Source organism: Variovorax sp. 679 (assembly GCF_003952185.1).
Lineage (GTDB): Bacteria > Pseudomonadota > Gammaproteobacteria > Burkholderiales > Burkholderiaceae_C > Variovorax.
On sequence record NZ_RXFS01000006.1, the window covers coordinates 442,257 to 460,337 of the forward strand.

General features: G+C 65.9%; 13 protein-coding genes. 10 read left to right on the plus strand and 3 right to left on the minus strand.

Annotated elements, in window-relative coordinates; genetic code table 11:
- Positions 1-39 precede the first annotated feature (39 nt).
- The 3 genes from aceF (at position 40) to lpdA (EJO71_RS17995) (ending at position 4,194) form a co-directional block, all read left to right on the plus strand.
- Positions 40-1,704 (plus strand): dihydrolipoyllysine-residue acetyltransferase, encoded by a 1,665-nt coding sequence (aceF, locus tag EJO71_RS17985; RefSeq protein ID WP_125949724.1) that lies wholly within the window; start codon positions 40-42, stop codon positions 1,702-1,704.
- A gap of 70 nt (positions 1,705-1,774) precedes the next feature.
- Positions 1,775-2,368: an MFS transporter gene (locus EJO71_RS17990; protein WP_125949723.1), complete on the plus strand. Its 594-nt coding sequence runs from the start codon at positions 1,775-1,777 to the stop codon at positions 2,366-2,368.
- The gene (lpdA, locus tag EJO71_RS17995; RefSeq protein ID WP_125949722.1) at positions 2,365-4,194 is read left to right on the plus strand and encodes a dihydrolipoyl dehydrogenase; all 1,830 of its coding nucleotides are present in this window, start codon (positions 2,365-2,367) and stop codon (positions 4,192-4,194) included. The genes EJO71_RS17990 and lpdA (EJO71_RS17995) overlap by 4 nt, the downstream gene beginning before the upstream one ends.
- Positions 4,195-4,291: 97 nt before the next feature.
- On the opposite strand, the gene EJO71_RS18000 is transcribed toward lpdA (EJO71_RS17995), so the two are convergent.
- A complete protein-coding gene (locus EJO71_RS18000) occupies positions 4,292-4,867 on the minus strand; it encodes a C40 family peptidase (RefSeq protein WP_125949721.1) in 576 nt (191 codons plus the stop codon).
- A gap of 331 nt (positions 4,868-5,198) precedes the next feature.
- Here EJO71_RS18000 and EJO71_RS18005 point away from each other — a divergent pair, with 331 nt between their 5' ends.
- Positions 5,199-6,239, plus strand: coding sequence for a PQQ-dependent sugar dehydrogenase (locus EJO71_RS18005; RefSeq protein WP_240651443.1), 1,041 nt, complete (start codon positions 5,199-5,201; stop codon positions 6,237-6,239).
- A 15-nt stretch (positions 6,240-6,254) separates the two neighbouring features.
- Here the strand turns inward: EJO71_RS18005 and EJO71_RS18010 are convergent, their stop codons facing one another.
- Positions 6,255-7,052 carry an alpha/beta hydrolase gene (locus EJO71_RS18010; protein ID WP_125949719.1) on the minus strand — a complete coding sequence of 266 codons (798 nt, stop codon included), beginning with the start codon at positions 7,050-7,052 and terminating at the stop codon, positions 6,255-6,257.
- Between the two features lie 10 nt (positions 7,053-7,062).
- Positions 7,063-8,685, minus strand: a complete 1,623-nt coding sequence (locus EJO71_RS18015) for a 4-hydroxyphenylacetate 3-hydroxylase N-terminal domain-containing protein (protein ID WP_125949718.1) — start codon at positions 8,683-8,685, stop codon at positions 7,063-7,065.
- A gap of 107 nt (positions 8,686-8,792) precedes the next feature.
- On the opposite strand from EJO71_RS18015, the gene EJO71_RS18020 reads away from it, so the two are divergent.
- The 6 genes from EJO71_RS18020 (at position 8,793) to lpdA (EJO71_RS18045) (ending at position 18,075) form a co-directional block, all read left to right on the plus strand.
- Positions 8,793-9,464: a TetR/AcrR family transcriptional regulator gene (locus tag EJO71_RS18020; protein WP_125949717.1), complete on the plus strand. Its 672-nt coding sequence runs from the start codon at positions 8,793-8,795 to the stop codon at positions 9,462-9,464.
- 12 nt (positions 9,465-9,476) lie between these two features.
- Entirely contained in the window at positions 9,477-10,079 is a 603-nt protein-coding gene (locus EJO71_RS18025) for an isochorismatase family protein (protein WP_125949716.1), read from the plus strand.
- Between the two features lie 125 nt (positions 10,080-10,204).
- Positions 10,205-12,118 carry a propionate--CoA ligase gene (locus EJO71_RS18030; protein ID WP_125949715.1) on the plus strand — a complete coding sequence of 638 codons (1,914 nt, stop codon included), beginning with the start codon at positions 10,205-10,207 and terminating at the stop codon, positions 12,116-12,118.
- 178 nt (positions 12,119-12,296) lie between these two features.
- Positions 12,297-15,173, plus strand: a complete 2,877-nt coding sequence (locus tag EJO71_RS18035; protein WP_125949714.1) for a 2-oxoglutarate dehydrogenase E1 component — start codon at positions 12,297-12,299, stop codon at positions 15,171-15,173.
- Between the two features lie 53 nt (positions 15,174-15,226).
- Positions 15,227-16,492, plus strand: coding sequence for a 2-oxoglutarate dehydrogenase complex dihydrolipoyllysine-residue succinyltransferase (odhB, locus tag EJO71_RS18040; RefSeq protein ID WP_125949713.1), 1,266 nt, complete (start codon positions 15,227-15,229; stop codon positions 16,490-16,492).
- A 155-nt stretch (positions 16,493-16,647) separates the two neighbouring features.
- Positions 16,648-18,075 (plus strand): dihydrolipoyl dehydrogenase, encoded by a 1,428-nt coding sequence (lpdA, locus tag EJO71_RS18045; RefSeq protein WP_125949712.1) that lies wholly within the window; start codon positions 16,648-16,650, stop codon positions 18,073-18,075.
- Positions 18,076-18,081: the final 6 nt, after the last annotated feature.

Sequence of the window (18,081 nt, forward strand, 5' to 3'; positions counted from 1 at the left end):
TCAACGAACGAACGGCGCCTGACGGCGGGAGACAACGATATGGCAGCAGTGGAAGTGAAAGTGCCGGACATCGGCGATTTCGATGAAGTCGCGGTGATCGAGGTGCTCGTGAAGGTGGGCGACACGGTGAAGGCCGAGCAGTCGCTCATCACGGTCGAATCGGACAAGGCGTCGATGGAAATCCCGTCGTCGACCGCCGGTGTGGTCAAGGAACTCAAGGTCGAAGTCGGCAGCAAGGTGAAAGAGGGCTCGGTGGTGCTCGTGCTCGAGGCCGAGGGAGCGGGTGCTGCAGCAGCACCGGCCCCCGCGCCCGCTGCGGCTCCCGCAGCCGCCGCGCCTGTCGCGGCAGCGCCCGCACCGGCTCCTGCCGCCGCTGCGGCGGCTTCCGGCCCGGTCGAGATCAAGGTGCCGGACATCGGCGACTTCAAGGACGTCGCCGTCATCGAAGTGCTCGTGAAGGTGGGCGATTCGATCAAGACCGAGCAGTCGCTGATCACGGTCGAGTCGGACAAGGCATCGATGGAGATTCCGTCGTCGGCTGCCGGCGTGCTCAAGGAACTCAAGGTCAAGGTGGGCGACACGGTCAACATCGGTGACCTGATCGCCGTGCTCGAGGGAGCCGCTGGAGCAGCCGCCGCCCCGGCGCCTGCTCAGGCGGCGGCCGCCGCACCGGCAACCGCCGCCGCCAGCGCGCCTGCTCCGGCAGCCGCGGCGCCGGCACCTGCTGCTGCGGCCCCTGCCCACAACACGACGGTCGCACCCAGCGCCAGCCTGCCGCACGCTTCGCCTTCGGTGCGCAAGTTCGCGCGCGAACTCGGCGTGCCGCTCGAAGAGGTCAAGGGCTCCGGTCCCAAGGGCCGCATCACGCAGGAAGACATCCAGAGCTTCACCAAGGCCGTGATGAGCGGCCAGGCGAGCACCAAGGCATCGGCCGCCAAGGCGCCGGCCGGTGGCGGCGCGGACGGCGCGGCGCTGGGCCTCATCCCGTGGCCCAAGGTCGACTTCACGAAGTTCGGCACCGTCGAGCGCAAGGACCTGTCGCGCATCAAGAAGCTCAGCGGCGCGAACCTGCACCGCAACTGGGTGATGATCCCGCACGTCACCAACAACGACGAAGCCGACATCACCGAGCTCGAAGCCTTCCGCGTCTCCACCAACAAGGAGAACGAGAAGTCGGGCGTCAAGGTGACGATGCTGGCCTTCGTCATCAAGGCGGTGGTCGCGGCGCTGAAGAAGTTCCCCGAGTTCAACACCAGCCTGGACGGCGACCAGCTCGTCTACAAGCAGTACTACAACATCGGCTTTGCAGCCGATACGCCCAACGGCCTCGTGGTGCCCGTGTTGAAGGATGCCGACAAGAAGGGCATCCTGCAGATCAGCGCCGAGATGGGCGAACTCGCCAAGAAGGCGCGCGACGGCAAGCTCGGCTCGGCCGACATGCAGGGCGGCTGCTTCTCGATCAGCTCGCTCGGCGGCATCGGCGGCACGCATTTCACGCCCATCATCAACGCCCCCGAAGTGGCCATCCTCGGCCTCTCGAAGAGTGCGATGAAGCCTGTGTGGGACGGCAAGCAGTTCGTGCCGCGTCTCACGCTGCCGATGTCGCTGTCGTACGACCACCGCGTGATCGACGGCGCCCTGGCTGCGCGTTTCAACGCCTACCTGGGCCAGGTGCTCGCGGACTACCGTCGCATTCTTCTATGACTCCCCAGGCACCTTCGGTGCTCCCCCCTGAGGGGGGCAGCTCCCTTGGGGCGGCCCGGCGGGAGCAGCTATGACCACCGTAGTGGCCGTCCGCAAGGGCGGCCAGGTCACGATGGCAGCCGATTCTCTGGTGACCTTCGGCGACACGCGGCTCTCGCACCGCGCCGAGGCGAACCAGAAGATCTTCACCGTCGAGGACGCGGCGGGCCAGAGCCTGTTCGCGGTGGCCGGCGCCGCCGCGCACTTCCTGGTGCTGCAGCACGCGCTGGCCGCGCAGCCGCGCGAGCAGCTCATGTTCGGCAGCAAGCACGAGATCTTCCGCACCTTCACGATGCTGCATCCGGTGCTGAAGGATTCGTTCTTCATGCAGACCAAGGAAGACGAGCACGAGCCCTACGAGTCGAGCCAGTTCACGATGCTGATGGCCAACCAGAGCGGCATCTACGGCATCTACAGCTACCGCGAGGTGTTCGAGTTCAAGGAGTTCTGGGCCATCGGCTCGGGACGCAGCTTTGCGCTCGGTGCCATGCACGCGGCCTATGACATCAAGTCGCGCAGCTCGCGCGACGTGGCGGAGGCGGGCATCGCCGCCGCCTGCGAATTCGATCGCAATTCGGCCCCACCGGTCGACGTTCTCACACTCAAACTGAAAGTGTCCAAATGAGCGAACAACAAATCAAGGTGCCCGACATCGGCGACTTCGACGAAGTCGCGGTCATCGAGGTGCTGGTCAATGTCGGAGACACGGTCAAGGCCGAGCAGTCGCTGATCACGGTCGAATCGGACAAGGCCTCGATGGAAATCCCGTCTTCCGCCGCCGGCGTGGTGAAGTCGCTGGCCGTGAAGGTGGGCGACAAGGTCAAGGAAGGCTCGGTCGTGCTGACGCTGGAGGTGAGCGGTGCCGCGGCGCCCGCGCCCGCAGCGGCGGCCCCTGCGCCAGCGGCTGCAGCGGCCCCGGCACCCAAGGCGGCAATGCCCGCGCCGGCCCCTGCATCGGCCGCCGTGGCCGTGTCGAGCTACGGCGGCAAGGTCGATGTCGAGTGCGACGTGATCGTGCTCGGCGCCGGCCCCGGCGGCTATTCGGCGGCTTTCCGCGCGGCCGACCTCGGGCTGAAGGTCGTGCTGATCGAGCGCTACGCCACCCTCGGCGGCGTGTGCCTGAACGTCGGCTGCATCCCGTCGAAGGCGCTGCTGCACGTGGCTTCTGTCATGGACGAGGTCAAGCACTTCGCCGATCTCGGCGTGAGCTTCGCGGCCCCGACGGTCGATCGCGCCAAGCTGCTCGGCCACAAGAACAAGGTGGTAGGCAAGCTCACCGGCGGCCTCACGGCCATGGCCAAGATGCGCAAGGTGACGGTGCTGCGCGGCGTCGGCAACTTCATCGACCCGTATCACATCGAGGTCGAGGAAACCTCCGGCACCAGCTGGGACACCACTGGCAGCAAGCAGACCGTGAAGTTCCGCAGCGCCATCATCGCGGCCGGCTCGCAGGCCGTGAGCCTGCCCTTCATGCCGAAGGATCCGCGCGTGGTCGACTCGACCGGCGCGCTCGAGATGGGTACCGACCCCAAGCGCATGCTGATCCTGGGCGGCGGCATCATCGGCCTCGAGATGGGCACGGTGTACTCCACGCTGGGCGCACGCCTCGACGTGGTCGAAATGCTCGACGGCCTGATGCAGGGCGCCGACCGCGACCTCGTGAAGGTCTGGCAGAAGATGAACACGCCGCGTTTCGACAACATCATGCTCAAGACCAAGACGGTCGGCGCCGAGGCTACGAAGGAGGGCATCAAGGTCACCTTCGAGGGCGAGAACGCGCCCAAGGAGCCGCAGGTGTACGACCTGGTGCTGCAGGCCGTGGGCCGCAGCCCCAACGGCAAGAAGATCAGCGCCGAGAAGGCCGGCGTGGCGGTGAGCGACCGCGGCTTCATTCCGGTCGACATCCAGATGCGCACCAACGTGCCGCACATCTTCGCCATCGGCGACATCGTGGGCCAGCCCATGCTGGCGCACAAGGCGGTGCATGAGGCGCACGTGGCGGCCGAAGTGATTGCCGGCGAGTTGAAGGGCGACAAGGAGCTGTCGAGCGCGGCTTTCAACGCCCGCGTGATCCCGAGCGTGGCCTATACCGACCCCGAGGTGGCGTGGGTCGGCCTGACCGAAGATCAGGCGAAGGCCGAAGGCATCAAGGTCAAGAAGGGCCACTTCCCGTGGACCGCCTCGGGCCGCGCCATCGCCAACGGCCGCGACGAGGGTTTCACCAAGCTGCTGTTCGACGCCGAGACGCATCGCATCCTGGGCGGCGGCATCGTCGGCACGCATGCCGGCGACATGCTGGGCGAGATCGCGCTGGCCATCGAGATGGGCGCGGACGAGATCGACATCGGCAAGACCATCCACCCGCACCCGACGCTGGGCGAAAGCATCGGCATGGCGGCGGAAGTGGCGCATGGCACCTGCACGGACCTGCCGCCGCAGAAGAAGGGCTGAGAAGGCTGGAGGGCGCCGGTCGGACCGGCCGGGCGCCCATAAAAAATCCCGCCGCGGCGGGATTTTTTTCGTCCTGAATCCGGACTCGGGGGGTGGCTCAGTTGCCGGTATTGGCGACGGCCGCAGCCTTCACCTCGTCCGCCGGCCCGCCGGGCACGCGGCGGGCACCGTCGAAGCGGCGCTGCCAGTAGCTGCCGTTCATGTCCTCGACGCGAACCTGGGCGCCGGAACGGGGGGAGTGGATGAACTTGCCTTCGCCGACGTAGATGCCGACATGGCTGAAGGCGCGGCGCATGGTGTTGAAGAACACGAGATCGCCGGGCTTGAGCTGGCTGCGGTCGATCTTCTCGGTGGCGGCTGCCTGCTCTTCGGCGCGGCGGGGGAGCACGTGGCCGACCGTCTCGTTGTACATGGCGCGGACGAAGCCGCTGCAGTCGAAGCCGGATTCGGCGGTGTTGCCGCCGCGGCGGTACGGAACGCCGAGGAATCCGATGGCGGTCACGACCAGGTCGGAAGTGCGTTCTGTGACGGTTTGGCGAACCTGCTTGAGTTGCCCGATCAAGCCTTTGTCGGCAAGCATTCGTGCCAGCTCGTCATCGGTCTTTTCCTGTTGGGGGGCTGCATGTACTGCAACGGCAAAGAGGAGGGACGCGGGTAGGACGAAAAAACGCATGGCGCGTAGGATATTGATGACGCGCGGTTATGTCAATTTAAACAGAATTAGCGAATCCATCTGTAAGTCGTTGATTTACATAAAAAATTTGGATCCGGCCGAAGAAAAAATGTAACGGCGAACGTTTATGGCCCATAAATGGTTGACTGCGAAAGGGCCCTCGAACCTCGGGTTGATCGACGCCCTTGCTGGATTCGGTTGCTATTTCTCGTCAAGATCACGTCAACTTCACGGAAAAGCCATGAATTTGCCGCGCTTGCTACTTTCGGTCTCTCTTCGTTGCTGGACATTTGTCACGGTAATCGGTTTCTGCGGTGTCGCCGCGGCGCAGATGCGGCCCGAAACCGTGACCGCCGGACTCGAAAACCCGTGGGGCGTCGCCTTCCTTCCAGGCGGCCGTTTCGTGGTGACGGAGCGCCCCGGGCGCCTCCGGCTGGTCAGCGCCGACGGCAAGGTCAGCGCGCCCGTCGCGGGCCTGCCTCCCATCGCGGCGGGCGGTCAGGGCGGCCTGCTCGACGTGCTCGCCGACTCCGGCTTCGAGAAAAACCGCACGCTGTATTTCTGCTTCTCCGAGCCCGATGCCGGCGGTTCGGCCAACAGCACGGCGCTGGGGCGCGCCAATCTGTCGACCGACGGCACGAAGCTCGAGGACCTGAAGATCATCTTCAGCCAGCAGCCCAAGGTGGCGAGTCGCAATCACTTCGGCTGCCGCATCGTCGAGGCGCGCGACGGCACGCTGTTCCTCACGCTCGGCGACCGCTTCAGCCGCAAGGAGGACGCGCAGAAGCTGGACAACCACCTCGGCAAGATCGTGCGCATCGGCAAGGACGGCACGGTGCCCAGGGACAACCCCTTCGTCGGCAAGGCGGGTGCGTTGCCCGAGATCTGGAGCTATGGACACCGCAACGGGCAGGGCGCCACGCTTGCGCCAGACGGGCGCCTCTGGATGACCGAGCATGGCCCGCAGGGTGGCGACGAAATCAACATTCCGCTGGCCGGCCGCAACTACGGCTGGCCGGTCATCACCTACGGCGAGAACTACGGCGGCGGCAAGATCGGCGACGGCATCACGGCCAAGGAGGGCATGGAGCAGCCGCTGCACTACTGGGTGCCGTCGATCGCGCCGTCCGGCATGGCGTTCTTGACCAGCGATCGCTATGGCGCCGCCTGGAAAGGCAACCTGTTCGTTGGCTCGCTGAAGTTCGGTTATCTCGATCGCATCGAGCTGAAGGGCGGCAAGGTGGTTGCCGAGCACAGGCTGCTCGCCGAAGGCCGTGCCCGCATCCGCGACGTGAAGCAGGGGCCGGACGGATTGCTCTACGTGCTGACCGACGAGGCCGACGGCAAGCTGTTGCGCCTGCGGCCGAATTGAGCCCCGGGCGACTGATCAGCCGGGACAGCCCGGCAGCGGCAAGGTCGGCAGCATGCGGCGCCAGAGCCGATTCCACTCGGGCCAGTCGTGGCCGCCTTCGGTAGTGAAAACGCGTTCGGTCGGCAACACGTTTGCCAGCAGCCGGTTGCTGAAGGCGAAACGGTCGTCCACCCCGTAGCCCAGATAGAGCGGCGGCTTGGCGCCTGCCGTGTTCGTGAAGCCCGAATAGCCGCGCAGCCACTGCCACAGTTGCGTTTCATTGGGCGTGCGGGGAGAGCTTTCGGACGGATCGACCAGAGGGCCTTTCCATCTGGCGAGGCCGCCGGCATTGGCGATGTCGGTGCCGAGCGCGCGTTCGCCGAGGTAAGGCGCGAGCGCCACCAGCCCCGCGAGTTCACCGGGATGCGTCTGCGCATAGAGCATTCCGCCGAAACCACCGAGCGAAATGCCGACGAACCAGATGTGGCGGTAGCCCTGGCTGCGCGCCGGCGCCATCACGTCCGCGCTCAGGCGATCGAGGATGGTCTTGTCGTTGTAGTAGCCGAGGTGTGCGTCGACCAGCATCACGTCTGCTGCGACGCGGTTCTCCTTGACGGCGCGGACGAAGCCCTCGCGCTCGAATTCGTCGGGTGTCGAGTACGCGCCGGGGAGCATCACCAGCAGCGTGTCGACGTTGGCGCGAGGGCAGCTGCTTTTCTCGAGCGAGGTTGCCATCGGCACCGTGGCCTTGCGCACGCCGCCGCAGGCGATGACGATCAGCGCGACACCCAGTCCCATCGCTGCGAGGCACAACCGTTTGGAGAAGAGTTTCATCCGCCGGAGTCTAGGCGCGTCGCGAGGCTGGCAGGTCGACCATCACGGGCTGGCCCGGCGTGGTGCAGCCGGTGTCGCAGCATCTGCCGGGCTGGCGGTTACGGGTGATGGCGCGATCCGGGTCGTGTGGCGCGGCCGCGGGCGAGCCGTCGGCCGCAATACCGCGTTCGAGGATGCGCTCGACCAGCTCGACCTTGGAGCCGACCGGGTAGTTGCGCCAGATCTCCTGCTTCATCGCCGCGGGCGAGCCGCCGCCGTGCAGGCTGATCACGCTGTACCAGCCGCCCTGGTAGCCGGCCGTCAGGTCTTCGATGAAGCGGGCGGTTTCGATGCGCTGCTCGTAGGGAATGGTGGGGTTGGCCCGCAGCACGTCCGAGAGTCTGGCGGCGGTCTCGGGGTTGTGGTCTTCGTCGGGGCCGGGGAGGGTGACGATCAGCCCGCCACTTACATAGTGCGCGATGCGGTGCATGTCGTAGATCTTCGTGGCCAGCAGCAGCTTGCCGATGTTGCTGAACACCGGGTCGGGCATGAAGACATCGCAGTGCCCGTCGGCCTTGCCGTACACGCTGGCCGCCACGCCGCAGGCGAAGAAGCTCTCGGTGATGGTGATGAGCTCGACCATCTGCTCGCGCAGGTGGCTTTCCTTGCCCGGATCGAAGCCGTTGGCCTCGCACATCAGCGCGCCTGCGCCGATCAGCAGGTCGCCGAAGCCGGCGCGCGCGCCGATGCAACTGTGGCGGTGGTGCGTGGCGTAGCTGTAGGTCAGGTGGCCGGAGTGCTCCCATTCGCCGGCGTAGAACACGCGCTCCCAGGGCACGAACACCCTGTCGAACATGCACACGCCGGTGCTCTGGCCGTACTTGCGGCTGAACAGGGCCTCGCCGTGCTCCAGTTTTTCGCCGGGACGGCCTGCCGGGCGCGCGACGATGGTGAGGCCGGGCGCGTCCAGCGGCACGGCGCAGCAGACGGCGAAGTCGGCGTCTTCCCGGCCCATGTTGCGGCAGGGCATGACCAGCAGCTCGTGCACGTAGGGCGCGCCAGTCACGATGGCCTTGGTGCCCGAGATGACGATGCCGCGCGCGTTGCGCTCGACCACGTGCAGGTAGCTGTCGACGTTCGCCTGCTCGTGCGGGCGGCGGCTGCGGTCGCCCTTGGCGTCGGTCATGGCGACGCCGAGCGTCAGGTCCTGGTCCTGCACGCGGTGCAGGTATTCGTGGAAACGCGCGGCGTGCTCGGTGCTGCCGCGGGCGTCGTCGATGCGGGCCGACACCTGGGCGATGGCGTTGAGCGCATCGTGCGTCAGGTAGCGCTGGGCGCACCCCGTTTCCTGGCAGACCAGCCGCACCGCTTCGAGCTTGTTGAGCAGGTCGCCTGCGCTTGTGTTGATGTGGGAGAGCCGGTTGACCCGCTTGCCGCTGGTGTGCTGTACGGCGGTCATCAGCGGCTCGTATTCCTTCTTCAGGGCGTAGTCGTAGGTGAGGGCAATGGCATTGATGCCGGGCCGGAAGGCGGGCTCGTCGGCCACGCTCTGGACGCGGCGACCGTCGACGAAAACGGTGGGGGTGTAGCGGCGCAGCGATTCGCGGTAGTCGCCGCCGGACATGAGGGATGTGTGGGGAAGCGGGGCATTCATCGGGTCTGTCTCCTGGCTGTTTTGCCAAGATTTAAACACTGTTCAATTTTTCGATCAACGATCAGAAAAATGGATCGACGATCAATCCGAGGGCTATAGTCCCGCCCATGCACGCCAAGCTCCAACGCCGCCAGGCGCTCACCGATGCCCGCCGTTCGCTCGTGCTCGATGCCGCCCGCGCGGTCTTCCTGGAGGCCGGCATCGAGGGGGCGAGCGTCCGCGAAATCGCCAGGAGAGCGGGCTACACCCCTGGCGCGATCTATTCGTACTTCGAGAGCAAGGAGGCTATCTACGCGGCCTTGCTCGACGAGTCGATCCAGCGGCTGCAGAGCGCCGTGGCCGATGCCCCTGTGGCGCGGGACGGCCCCGGCCAGGCACTCGCCGCAAGGGCCCAAGCCTGGTTCGACTTCTACGCCGCGAATCCGCGCGAACTCGACCTGGGTTTCTATCTGGTGCAGGGCATGCGCCCGCGCGGCCTGACCAGCGAACTCGATCACGAGCTGAACGACCACCTCTACCAGGCCCTGCGCCCCTGCGAGGAGGCGCTGCAGGAAATGGGGCTCGACGCGGACGCCGCGCTGCGCGAGAACACCGCGCTGTTCGCGCATGGCGTAGGCCTGCTGCTGATGCAGCACACGGGGCGCATCCGCATGTTCAGGCAGTCGGCCGACGCGCTGTTCAAGGCCTACGTCGCGCAACTCGTGCAGCGCGTCGATGGCGGTTCGCGCCAACCCGGTCTTTTCGGTGGTACGGTTCAGCCCGATTCAACCGATACCTGAAAGAAACTGTTCATGCTGCTCGATGCCTCGCAATCCCAACTCGTTCTGGTCGATTACCAGGCGCGGCTGATGCCGGCGATCTTCGAGGGAGAAGCGGTCGCGCAGAACGCCGTACGGCTCGGCAAGATGGCGAAGCTGCTCCAGGTGCCGGTGTGGGGCACCGAGCACAACCCCTCCAAGCTGGGCGAGAACCTGCCCGACATCCGCGCGCTGTGCCAGCGCACCCTGTCGAAGATGCATTTCAGCGGCGTGGAAGAGGGCCTGGGCGAGTGGCTGCGCGTGCCGGCCAAGGCGCCGCAGGGCAATGCGCGCAGCCTGCCCAAGCACCTGCAGAAGCCGCAGGCGGCGGCGGAAGAGCGCAACACCATCGTGATCGCCGGCTGCGAAGCCCATGTCTGCCTGCTGCAGACCGCGCTCGACCTGCTGGAAGACGAGTTCGAAGTCTGGGTCGTGACCGACGCCTGCGGCTCGCGCACCGAACGCAATCGCGATGCCGCCTTCGACCGGCTGGCCGGCGCCGGTGCCGAGCTCGTGACGACCGAGATGGTCGGCTTCGAGTGGCTGCGCACGGCGGAGCATCCCGCGTTTTCCGAAGTGCTTTCGCTCGTCCGGTAGCCGGAACGGCAGGGTCCGGGCGGATTGCCCGGCCTGTCAGCTTGCTGCAAGATCGGTCTCCATAATTATGAATTCAGTTTTGGCGCGACAGCCGGAACGGAACATAAAACAGGAGACAGACCGAGATGAGCCGCTATGAAGAGTTCCATCGCCAATCCGTCGACGCGCCCGAGGCCTTCTGGGCCGAGCAGGCGAAGCTGATCGACTGGCAGGCACCCGCGCAACAGATCCTCGACGCCAGCCAGCCGCCGTTCGCACGATGGTTCGTGGGCGGCACGACCAACCTCTGTCACAACGCCGTCGACCGTCACCTGGCGGAGCGGGGCGACCAGCCCGCGCTGATCTTCGTTTCCACCGAAACAGGCGTCGAGAAGAGCTACAGCTTTTCCGAGCTGCACGCCGAGGTGCAGCGCACCGCCGCCAGCCTGATCGAACTGGGCGTGGGCAAGGGCGACCGCGTGCTCATCTACATGCCGATGATTCCGGAGGCCGCCTTCGCCATGCTGGCCTGTGCGCGCATCGGCGCCATCCATTGCGTGGTGTTCGGCGGCTTCGCCAGCGGTTCACTGGCCACGCGCATCGAGGACGCCGAGCCGAAGGTGATCGTGAGTGCTGATGCCGGCTCGCGTGGCAACAAGGTCATTGCGTACAAGCCGTTGCTCGACGAGGCGATCCGGCTGTCGAAGCACAAGCCTTCGGCTGTGCTGCTGACCGATCGCGGTCTCGCGCCGATGGAGCTGACCGCCGGCCGCGACCATCTGGCCGCCGAGCTGCGCCGCAAGCACCTCGATGCCAAGGTGCCCTGCACCTGGCTGGCCTCCACCGACATCAGCTACACCATCTATACGAGCGGCACCACCGGCAAGCCCAAAGGCGTGCAGCGCGACGTGGGCGGCTGCGCGGTCGCGCTGGCCGCGAGCATGAAGCACATCTTCGACGGAAGGCCCGGCGAAACCTACTTCTCGACCAGCGACATCGGCTGGGTTGTGGGCCACAGCTACATCGTCTACGGACCGCTGATCGCCGGCATGGCGACGATCATGTACGAGGGCCTGCCCACGCAGGGCATCGACCGGGAGCCCGACGGCGGCATCTGGTGGCGCCTCGTCGAGAAATACAAGGTGACGGTGATGTTCAGCGCGCCCACGGCCGTGCGCGTGCTCAAGAAACAGGATCCGGCGCTGCTGAAGAAGTACGACCTGTCGACCCTGCGTGCGCTGTTCCTGGCCGGCGAGCCGCTGGACGAGCCCACCGCGCGCTGGATCAGCGAGGGCCTGGGCGTGCCGATCATCGACAACTACTGGCAGACCGAGTCGGGCTGGCCGATGATCACCATCGCCAATGGCGTCGAACCCAAGCCCAGCAAGTTCGGCAGTCCGGGCGTACCGATGTACGGCTACCGCATCAAGATCCTGCACGAGTCCACCGGCGAGGAGCTGACCGGCGCGAACGAGAAGGGCGTGGTCGTGGTCGAGGGGCCGACTCCGCCGGGCTTCATGCAGACCGTGTGGAAGGACGACGCGCGCTTCGTCAACACGTACTGGAAGAGCGTGCCCGGCAAGATGGTCTATTCGACCTTCGACTGGGGCATTCGCGACGAGGACGGCTATTTCTACATCCTCGGGCGTACCGACGACGTGATCAACGTGGCGGGCCACCGCCTCGGCACGCGCGAGATCGAGGAGAGCATTTCGGGGCATCCCAACGTGGCCGAGGTGGCAGTGGTCGGCGTGGCCGATGCCCTGAAGGGACAGGTTGCGATGGCCTTCGTGGTTCCAAAGGACGGCAAGGCCGTGGCCGATGCCGACGCGGCCCTCAGGCTCGAGGGCGAAATCATGAAGGTGGTGGCCGACCAGCTCGGCGCCCTGGCGCGGCCGGCCCGCGTGCGCTTCGTCGCCGGCCTGCCGAAGACCCGCAGCGGCAAGCTGCTGCGCCGCGCCATCCAGGCCGTGTGCGAGCAGCGCGACCCGGGCGACCTGACCACCATCGACGACCCCGCCACGCTGCAGCAGATCAAACAGTTACTCTCTTCGGACTGAATGAGCGGGCAGGGGGTTGCGAAGCCCCCTTGAACCGTCATATGGTTGACGTGGCACAATGCCAAGGTACTCAGGCCCTTCCCCAGCCACAGTCGCATCCGCCAATCGGTTCAGCCGTGTCGCGGAAGGTTTCTTAACCAGCTAGTGCTTCCTCAAGGGAAGCGAAGGTCAGCGGATCATGAGCGATTCATCGACGCCATCGGCGTATACCGCCTATCAAGGCAACACGTACCTCTTCGGCGGCAACGCCCCCTATGTCGAGGAGATGTACGAGAACTACCTCTCCAACCCCGGCAGCGTGCCCGACAACTGGCGTTCGTACTTCGACGCGTTGCAGAACGTTCCCGCCGCCGACGGCACCAACACCCGCGACGTCCCCCACCTGCCGGTCATCAACGCCTTCGCCGAACGCGCGAAGCAGGGCACGACCAAGGTCGTGCAGGCCAGCGGCGCCGACTCCGAACTCGGCCGCAAGCGCACTTCCGTCCAGCAGCTGATCGCCGCCTACCGCAACGTCGGCGCCCGCTGGGCCGACCTCGACCCGCTCAAGCGCGCCGAGCGTCCCGCCATTCCCGAGCTCGAGCCGTCGTTCTACGGCTTCAGCGATGCGGACCTCGAGACGGTGTTCAACACGAGCAACACCTTCTTCGGCAAGGAGACCATGTCGCTGCGCGACCTGCTCAACGCCTTGCGCGAAACGTACTGCGGCACGATGGGTGCCGAGTACATGTACACCACCGACCAGAACCACAAGCGCTGGTGGCAGCAGCGGCTCGAAAGCGCCCGCACCAACCCCAAGCTCAGCGTCGAGCAGAAGAAGCACGTGCTCAACCGCCTGACCGCGGCTGAGGGCCTCGAGCGCTTCCTGCACACCAAGTACGTCGGCCAGAAGCGCTTCTCGCTCGAAGGCGGCGAAAGCTTCATCGTCGCGATGGACGAGCTGATCAACCAGGCCGGCGTCAAGGGCGTGCAGGAAATCGTGATCGGCATGGCCCACCGCGGCCGCCTCAACGTGCTGGTCAACTCGCTCGGCAAGATGCCGGCCGACCTGTTCGCAGAGTTCGACCACACCGCCCCCGAAGACCTGCCCAGCGGCGACGTCAAGTACCACCAGGGCTTCAGCTCCGACGTGACCACCCCCGGCGGCCCGGTGCACCTGAGCCTCGCGTTCAACCCCTCGCACCTCGAGATCGTGAACCCCGTGGTCGAAGGCTCGGTGCGTGCCCGCATGGACCGCCGCGGCGATCCGCTGGGCAAGCAGGTGCTGCCCGTGATCGTGCACGGCGACGCCGCCTTCGCAGGCCAGGGTGTCGTGATGGAAACGCTGGCGCTGGCCGAGACCCGTGGTTACTCCACCGGCGGCACGGTGCACATCGTCATCAACAACCAGATCGGCTTCACCACCAGCGACCCGCGCGACAGCCGCTCGACGCTGTACTGCTCGGACATCGTCAAGATGATCGAGGCGCCGGTGCTGCACGTGAACGGCGACGATCCCGAAGCCGTGGTGCTCGCCACCCAGATCGCCCTCGACTTCCGCATGGAATTCCAGAAGGACGTGGTCGTCGACATCATCTGCTTCCGCAAGCTGGGCCACAACGAGCAGGACACCCCTTCGCTCACCCAGCCGCTGATGTACAAGAAGATCGCCCAGCACCCCGGCACGCGCAAGCTGTACGCCGACAAGCTGGCCGCTCAAGGCCTGGGCGACACGCTCGGCGACGACATGGTCAAGGCGCAGCGCGCTGCCTTCGACGAAGGCAAGAACACCGTCGACCCCGTGCTCACCAACTTCAAGAGCAAGTACGCCGTCGACTGGAGCCCGTACCTCAACAAGAAGTGGACCGACGCCGGCGACACCGCCATTCCCTCGAGCGAGTGGAAGCGCCTGGCCGAGAAGATCACCACCGTGCCGCAAGGTTTCACGGTGCACCCGCTCGTGAAGAAGGTGCTCGACGACCGCGCAGCCATGGGCCGCGGCGACGTCAACATCGACTGGGGCATGGGCGAGCACATGGCCTTCGCCTCGCTGGTGGCCAGTGGCTACCCGGTCCGCCTGTCGGGCGAAGACTCGGGCCGCGGCACGTTCACGCACCGCCACGCCGTGCTGCACGACCAGAACCGCGAGAAGTTCGACGAAGGCACGTACACGCCGCTGCAGAACGTGGCCGACAACCAGGCTCCGTTCGTCGTGATCGACTCGATCCTGTCGGAAGAAGCCGTGCTCGCGTTCGAATACGGCTACGCCTCGAACGACCCGAACACGCTCGTCATCTGGGAAGCCCAGTTCGGCGACTTCGTGAACGGCGCGCAAGTGGTGATCGACCAGTTCATCGCCTCGGGCGAAGTGAAGTGGGGCCGCGTCAACGGCATCACGATGATGCTGCCGCACGGCTACGAAGGCCAAGGCCCCGAGCACAGCTCGGCGCGCCTGGAGCGCTTCATGCAGCTGAGCGCCGACACCAACATGCAGGTGGTGCAGCCCACCACGGCCAGCCAGATCTTCCACGTGCTGCGCCGCCAGATGGTTCGCAATCTGCGCAAGCCGCTGATCATCCTCACGCCCAAGTCGCTGTTGCGCAACAAGGACGCGACCTCGCCGCTGTCCGAGTTCACCAAGGGCAGCTTCCAGACCGTGATCCCGGAAAGCAAGGCACTGAAGGCCGAGAAGGTCAAGCGCCTGATCGCCTGCTCGGGCAAGGTCTACTACGACCTGGCCAAGAAGCGCGAAGAGCAGGGCGCCGACGACGTGGCGATCATCCGCGTCGAGCAGCTCTATCCGTTCCCGCACAAGGCGTTTGCCGCCGAGATCAAGAAGTACCCGAATCTCGTCGACGTGGTCTGGTGCCAGGACGAGCCGCAGAACCAGGGCGCCTGGTTCTTCGTGCAGCACTACATCCACGAAAACATGCAGGAAGGCCAGAAGCTCGGCTACTCCGGCCGTGCCGCCTCGGCATCGCCGGCAGTGGGCTACTCGCACCTGCACCAGGAACAGCAGAAGGCGCTCGTCGATGGCGCGTTTGGCAAGCTCAAGGGCTTCGTGCTGACCAAGTAAAACCAGTCCTCTTTCACACGAATACCTGAAGAACAAATCGGAGCTCACTCCAAATGTCTATCGTAGAAGTCAAAGTCCCCCAGCTTTCCGAATCCGTGGCCGAGGCCACCATGCTCACGTGGAAGAAGAAGGCCGGCGAAGCCGTTGCCGTCGATGAAATCCTGATCGAGATCGAGACCGACAAGGTCGTGCTCGAAGTGCCCGCGCCTTCGGCTGGCGTGCTGGCCGAAATCGTGCAGCCCGACGGCGCCACCGTGGTGGCCGATCAGCTGATCGCCAAGATCGACACCGAAGGCAAGGCTTCGGCCGCCGCACCGGCGGCAGCGCCTGCTGCAGCGGCTCCGGCTGCCGCGGCACCTACCTCGGCGGCTGTTGCCGCCACCGGCGGCTCGAAGTCCGACGTGGCCATGCCCGCAGCCGCCAAGCTGCTGGCCGACAACAACCTGAAGACCGGTGACGTTGCCGGTACCGGCAAGGACGGCCGCGTGACCAAGGGTGACGTGCTCGCCGCCGTTGCCTCGGGCGCCAAGCCCGCGGCGGCAGCAACCGTCGCAGTGCCGGCCGGCAAGCCCGCGCTGCCGCAGGTCGCCGCACCGACCGGCGCGCCCGACCTGGGCGAGCGCCCCGAGCAGCGCGTGCCTATGAGCCGCCTGCGCGCCCGCATCGCCGAGCGCCTGATCCAGTCGCAGTCGACCAACGCCATCCTGACGACCTTCAACGAAGTCAACATGGCACCCGTCATGGAACTGCGCAAGCGCTTCCAGGACAGCTTCACCAAGGAACACGGCGTGAAGCTCGGCTTCATGTCCTTCTTCGTGAAGGCCGCCGTGCACGCGCTGAAGAAGTACCCGGTGATCAACGCCTCGGTCGACGGCAACGACATCCTGTACCACGGCTACTTCGACATCGGTATCGCCGTCGGTTCGCCGCGCGGCCTGGTGGTGCCGATCCTGCGCAATGCCGACCAGATGAGCTTCGCCGACATCGAGAAGAAGATCGCCGAATTCGGCAAGAAGGCGCAAGACGGCAAGCTGGGCATCGAAGACATGACTGGCGGTACGTTCTCCATCTCGAATGGCGGCACCTTCGGCTCGATGCTCTCGACCCCGATCATCAACCCGCCCCAGTCGGCCATCCTCGGCGTGCACGCCACCAAGGACCGCGCCGTGGTCGAGAACGGCCAGATCGTGATCCGCCCGATGAACTACCTGGCCATGAGCTATGACCACCGCATCATCGACGGCCGCGAAGCCGTGCTGGGCCTGGTCGCAATGAAGGAAGCGCTGGAAGACCCGTCGCGCCTGCTGTTTGATATCTGACCCACCCCCGTTGCTTGCTCACTTCGTGTAGCCGCCTCCCCCCTCCAGGGGGCGCACCCGGCGGCCCGGCAAAGCCGGTTCCGCGGGTGCCCCGAACAGGCCTGCGCTTCGCGCGGCCCTGATCGGAGGCGGTACACAGGATTACGAAAGAACCTATGTCCAAACAATTCGACGTCATCGTCATCGGCGGCGGCCCCGGCGGCTACATCGCCGCGATCCGCGCCGCGCAACTCGGCTTCAACGTCGCCTGCATCGACGAGTGGAAGAACGGCAAGGGCGGCCCCGCACCGGGCGGCACCTGCACCAACGTCGGCTGCATTCCCTCGAAGGCGCTGCTGCAATCGTCGGAGCACTTCGAGCAGGCCGGCCACCACTTTGCCGACCACGGCATCAAGGTCGAAGGCCTGGGCCTCGACATCGACAAGATGCTGGCCCGCAAGGACCAGGTCGTGAAGCAGAACAACGACGGCATCCTGTACCTGTTCAAGAAGAACAAGATCGCCTTCTTCCACGGCCGCGGCTCGTTCGTGAAGGCCGACGCAATCGGCTACGAGATCAAGGTGGCTGGCGCCACGGAAGAATCGATCAGCGGCAAGCACATCATCGTGGCCACGGGTTCCAACGCCCGCGCGCTGCCGGGCGCGCCGTTCGACGAGGAGAGCATTCTCTCGAACGACGGTGCCCTGCGCATCGGCGCGGTGCCGAAGAAGCTGGGCCTGATCGGCTCGGGCGTCATCGGCCTCGAGATGGGCTCGGTGTGGCGCCGCCTCGGCGCGGAAGTCACGGTGCTCGAAGCACTGCCGACCTTCCTCGGTGCCGTGGACGAACAGATCGCCAAGGAAGCCAAGAAGGCTTTCGACAAGCAGAAGCTCAAGATCGAACTCGGCGTGAAGGTCGGCGAGATCAAGTCGTCGAAGAAGGGCGTGAGCGTTGCCTGGACCAACGCCAAGGGTGAAGCCCAGACGCTGGAAGTCGACAAGCTGATCGTGTCGATCGGCCGCGTGGCGAACACCATCGGCCTGAACGCCGAAGCAGTCGGCCTGAAGCTCGACGAGCGTGGCGCCATCGCCGTGGACGACGAGTGCAAGACCAACCTGCCCAACGTCTGGGCCATCGGCGACGTGGTGCGTGGCCCGATGCTGGCGCACAAGGCCGAGGAAGAGGGCGTTGCCGTTGCCGAGCGCATCGCCGGTCAGCATGGTCACGTCAACTTCAACACGATCCCCTGGGTGATCTACACCAGCCCCGAGATCGCGTGGGTCGGCCAGACCGAGCAGCAGCTCAAGGCTTCGGGCCGCGCCTACAAGGCCGGCACCTTCCCGTTCCTCGCGAACGGCCGCGCTCGCGCGCTGGGCGACACGACCGGCATGGTCAAGTTCCTGGCCGACGCGGCAACCGACGAGATCCTGGGCGTGCACATCGTGGGCCCGCAGGCCAGCGAACTGATCTCCGAAGCCGTCGTGGCGATGGAGTTCAAGGCCAGCGCCGAAGACATCGCGCGCATCTGCCACGCGCACCCGTCGCTGTCGGAAGCCACGAAGGAAGCGGCACTCGCCGTGGACAAGCGCACGCTGAACTTCTGATCTCCC